At 66.1% G+C, this 451-nt stretch carries 1 protein-coding gene; it reads left to right on the top strand.

Annotation, left to right across the window (positions count from 1 at the left end; all coding sequences use genetic code 11):
• A partial coding sequence (locus tag QSK17_RS35755; RefSeq protein ID WP_285711136.1) for a hypothetical protein occupies positions 1 to 451 on the top strand: 451 nt, incomplete at both ends.

Genomic DNA, 451 nt, shown 5'->3' with positions numbered 1-451 from the left:
AGCCGATCCCCGAGGGCCTGGAGCTGATGGCCCCCGGCGTGGAGCTGGCCGCCGTGCTGGATGGGATCGATATCGCCAGGCTGGACGGCTTCGACGCCGTGATCGTGATGCAGGCATATGCCCGCCTTGAAGCGCACGTGCAAGCCCGGAAAGCCACCGTGATGGCCGAGGTCGGCCTGTATGAGATTTCCGTCTCCGGCATGGAGAAAATGGCGGAGCCGGACAAGAACTCACCCGATGAGGTTAGGTCGGCGTTGGGGCTCACCCGCCGGGCTGCCGAGCGGGAATACGGGTTCGCCTACGATCTGAAAGTTCGCCTGCCGGGGGTGCGGGATGCCCTGTCGGCGGGTTTGATCGATAAGGCGCGGGCGGTGGTGTTCTGCGACTGGCTGGAAGACGTCCCCGTCGAGCTCGCCCGCGCTGTTGCCGATCATCTGCTGCCCAAGGCGGG

Source organism: Microtetraspora sp. NBRC 16547, from assembly GCF_030268965.1.
Lineage (GTDB): Bacteria > Actinomycetota > Actinomycetes > Streptosporangiales > Streptosporangiaceae > Microtetraspora.
Note: the sequence above shows the minus strand (reverse complement) of the source record. Positions and strands in the feature narration are given on the sequence as shown.